Below are 3,857 nucleotides of genomic sequence, written 5' to 3' on the forward strand. Positions count from 1 at the left end.
CGCTCCGGTCGCGCCAGTTGCTCCGGTCGAACCCGTTGCTCCGGTCGAACCCGTAGCGCCCGTCGAGCCAGTGGCTCCGGTCGATCCAGTCGCTCCGGTTGCACCCGTGGCTCCGGTCGAACCTGTGGCTCCGGTCGCACCCGTGGCTCCAGTCGAGCCCGTAGCTCCAGTTGCGCCTGTGGCTCCGGTCGATCCAGTAGCTCCGGTTGCACCCGTGGCTCCGGTCGAACCTGTGGCTCCGGTCGCACCCGTGGCTCCAGTCGAGCCCGTAGCTCCAGTTGCGCCTGTGGCTCCGGTCGAACCAGTCGCTCCAGTCGCACCCGTTGCTCCGGTCGAGCCAGTTGCTCCGGTCGAACCCGTTGCTCCGGTCGAACCCGTAGCGCCCGTCGAGCCGGTGGCTCCAGTTGCGCCTGTGGCTCCGGTCGAACCAGTCGCTCCAGTCGCACCCGTTGCTCCGGTCGAGCCAGTCGCTCCGGTCGCGCCAGTTGCTCCGGTCGAACCCGTTGCTCCGGTCGAACCCGTAGCGCCCGTCGAGCCGGTGGCTCCGGTCGAACCCGTTGCTCCAGTCGCACCCGTTGCTCCGGTCGAGCCTGTAGCGCCCGTCGAACCAGTGGCTCCGGTCGAACCTGTGGCACCGGTCGAGCCTGTAGCGCCCGTCGAGCCAGTGGCTCCGGTCGAACCAGTCGCTCCAGTCGCACCCGTTGCTCCAGTCGAGCCTGTGGCTCCGGTCGAACCCGTAGCGCCCGTCGAGCCAGTGGCACCTGTCGCTCCAGTTGAACCGGTCTCACCCGTGGCACCGGTCGAACCCGTAGCACCGGTGGCACCGGTTGCGCCCGTGGAGCCGGTGGCCCCTGTAGCACCCGTATCGCCTGTTGCTCCGGTCGCTCCGGTCGCACCCGTGGCTCCAGTCGCGCCCGTGTCGCCCGTGGCACCAGTTGCGCCGGTCGCGCCTGTCGAGCCCGTGGCACCGGTCGCGCCCGTGGAGCCCGTGGTCCCTGTAGCACCTGTATCGCCTGTTGCTCCGGTCGCACCCGTGGCTCCAGTCGCGCCCGTATCGCCCGTGGCACCAGTTGCGCCGGTCGCGCCTGTCGAGCCCGTGGAACCAGTCGCACCGGTGGCTCCAGTCGCGCCTGTATCGCCTGTTGCCCCGGTTGCGCCCGTGTCACCAGTTGCGCCGGTCGCACCAGTCGAGCCAGTGGATCCGGTCGAACCAGTCGAGCCAGTTGAACCCGTGGAACCGGTCGAACCCGTGTCACCAGTTGCCCCGGTTGCGCCCGTAGCACCCGTTGCTCCGGTCGCGCCCGTGGCGCCAGTAGCGCCCGTCGCACCCGCAGGGCCCGTTGCGCCCACCGAGCCAGAACTTGTGATTGTTAAAAGGCCACCATTGAAGTGATTGCCATCGTTGCCCGGAGCGCCGACTTGGTTGATGGGAGCGGTGTCGAAATCGTAACCTGGTTGGTCACCCGCGGTGTTGAGGTCAACGTCGGCGACGGGACTCAGCGTGCCGTATTGGCGAAAGCCCGAATCATAGATAAGATAAGTATGAGTAATATCCGGAACCGTTATGGTTACGGCAAAATTCGGCGCTACGCCGTTAGCGGAGGAATTAAGAACAAATGTGCCGACGATCGTATCGTCAGCAATAGTTGCTGTATTATTTGTATCGATAAGATAGTATGTATTAATACTTTTACTGCTGCCAGCATCTGTAAAACCGGCGAGTGTAAGGTCGCCCGATTCAAGTACCCCTGAGTAATTTGCTACGCCAGCTGAAGTGATCGGCGGCAAGGGCGAGGTCGCATAGTGCGGGAGTCCCCAAGACCCACCCAGATTCGCCGCGCCAACCAGCGACCTGGATGCACAAACCTCGGCGCCTACGGCTTCTTCCAATGCCTCGAGGAACCTTTCGCCGACATTCCCCAATGCCGCCGAGCAACTCCATAGCCGCAGTTGGCCATCCGCGGCGAGCGCTTTGCCGATGGCGGCGAAATCCTGGTCGCTTTCCTTCAACGTGGCGGCGGACCACTCCCCTGCGGCGAATTGGACCCGTCCCGGCGCGCCGTGAGCGATGATGTGGACTGCGTCGAGCCCTTTGTGGCCATCGAGGGCGGCGGCGATCTGCTGCGCCGGCGGTCGGCCGCTGTTGAGCACGACAGCCCGGACTTCAGGCCTCAAATTGCCGAGAACGGTCTGCAGGTCGGAGATTGAAGGATCCACAAAAAGAATTTCAGAGGCACGGGCCATAACTGGCTCCTGTTGGCTTTGAATTCAATTCAAGGGGAAACCGCCCACCGGTTTGGCAGGCGAGAGGGAACAATGAGATTGGACGCGATCACCTCGCTGACGGCCCGACGGCACCGCCGGGCCGCGGAACGACAGGTGTTTCCACGCGCAGGAAGCTGGCGACCTGGAAATTGCCGCCGTCGTCAAACGTGCCGATCGCCAACGAGCCGGCGGTGCTCGGAACCTTGACGTTAAGGGAGACAGCGAGGCTTCGCTTGACCGTCTTGGGGAGGTTGACCTGACCGACGATGGCGCTCTTGGTCGTGTCGAGCACGAAATATGTCACGTTCCCGGTATCGTCGCCGATGGGCAAGACACCCCGAACAGCGACATCCATGACGGCAAAGCCTGCTGTATAGCTCATCACGTCCTCCTCGATCCGTTGCGGCTCGCGCCGCCGTTCTTTCGTTTCGTAGCTTTGGGTTTCAGTCAGTAGCCGAGCACCCGCGGCGAGTCCCTGCTGACCACGGTGGCGGGAACAAAAGGTCGTCCAAGTTCATGAAAGCGCTCCCGTGCCGGGATGCCCTGAGGGCAAGTGGCTAGCGGTGGCGGAGCGACCGACGCGGGCAGCTTGGTTCGAATGAGCCTGGGGCATGTCGAAGCGGGAACTCGCGTCGACGCGACGCCGCTTGGCGGGCGATACTAACCGGACCACTGTCAACTCCATCACGCGTGCCGCGATTTCTCGACGACGAAATGCAAGGAGCCGACCACTCGCAACGGAATATCACTCGGGAGATCGAGGCCTGGACCACAGATTTCAGGCCAATCGGCGGAACGTTCGCTCGACACCACAAGCACCGCGCCCTCACGGGTGAAGTGGCTTTGCTCCCGGATCCTTTCCTAGCTTTGCGGACACGCGCGGACAGGCGGTCCTCCCGCCCAATCCGAGGCTACTCTCAGTTGCATTAGATATTAGTAAATGCGAAATTTATAAAATTGTAAATGGCTTGGTTTACACTTTATGAACGGAAGTTCGCTTGGTAGAGTCTCGCCTGGCGTCTTCGAAATGACAGCTCGGGGACCCGAACCCTTTGAAAATCCGAGGCTTAAATCCGGCCATTTCGCTCGCTAAAAATTGAGCACCATCATACAAATGGTTGAGGCTTCACGGGCGCGGGATGGGGCATGAGGGTTGGATGAGTCCTCATCTGAAAGGATTGCTGTCCTGGATGGTACAGCAGTGCAACTATAGTTGCGTCGGCGGGGGATCGGCGTGAGCACCATCGGTCTGTGCATGATCGTCAAGAACGAGGCGAAGGTTATCCTGCAATGCCTCGCCAGCGCCCTGCCTCTTGTCGATTATGTGCTCATCGTGGACACGGGTTCTACCGATGGCACGCAAGACCTCATCCGAGGCTTTCTCGCGCAGAACAATGTCCAGGGAGCCGTCATCGACGAGCCATGGCGGGACTTTGCATACAATCGCAGCTTCGCTCTCGAGCGGCTGCGCGAAGTCCAGACCGTCGACTATGCAATGATCATCGATGCCGACGATACGCTGATCCTGGATCGTGACTTCGAGCCAGCCGTGTTCAAGTCGCGGATGGAACACGATCTCTACGATGTCGAAG

The 3,857-nt window shown here is 62.1% G+C and carries 3 protein-coding genes and 1 pseudogene; 2 read left to right on the top strand and 2 right to left on the bottom strand.

Annotation, left to right across the window (positions count from 1 at the left end; genetic code table 11):
- Positions 1 to 1,389 precede the first annotated feature (1,389 nt).
- On the top strand, positions 1,390 to 1,752 hold the full coding sequence (locus EOA24_RS43405) for a hypothetical protein (protein WP_210211627.1): 363 nt from the start codon (positions 1,390 to 1,392) through the stop codon (positions 1,750 to 1,752).
- Positions 1,753 to 1,800: 48 nt separating this feature from the next.
- Here EOA24_RS43405 and EOA24_RS43410 read toward each other — a convergent pair.
- Together EOA24_RS43410 and EOA24_RS30120 are read right to left on the bottom strand one after the other, a co-directional pair.
- Positions 1,801 to 2,244 (bottom strand): annotated as a pseudogene (locus tag EOA24_RS43410) (DUF4347 domain-containing protein); the annotation flags it as partial.
- An 88-nt stretch (positions 2,245 to 2,332) separates the two neighbouring features.
- Positions 2,333 to 2,647 carry a hypothetical protein gene (locus EOA24_RS30120; RefSeq protein ID WP_126078796.1) on the bottom strand — a complete coding sequence of 105 codons (315 nt, stop codon included), beginning with the start codon at positions 2,645 to 2,647 and terminating at the stop codon, positions 2,333 to 2,335.
- Between the two features lie 852 nt (positions 2,648 to 3,499).
- Between EOA24_RS30120 and EOA24_RS30125 the strand changes: the two genes are divergently transcribed.
- Positions 3,500 to 3,857, top strand: a 358-nt coding sequence (locus tag EOA24_RS30125) for a glycosyltransferase (protein WP_127410385.1), incomplete at its 3' end; no start/stop codon positions are given.

The sequence above is a fragment of the Mesorhizobium sp. M2A.F.Ca.ET.039.01.1.1 genome (assembly GCF_003998035.1).
Lineage (GTDB): Bacteria > Pseudomonadota > Alphaproteobacteria > Rhizobiales > Rhizobiaceae > Mesorhizobium.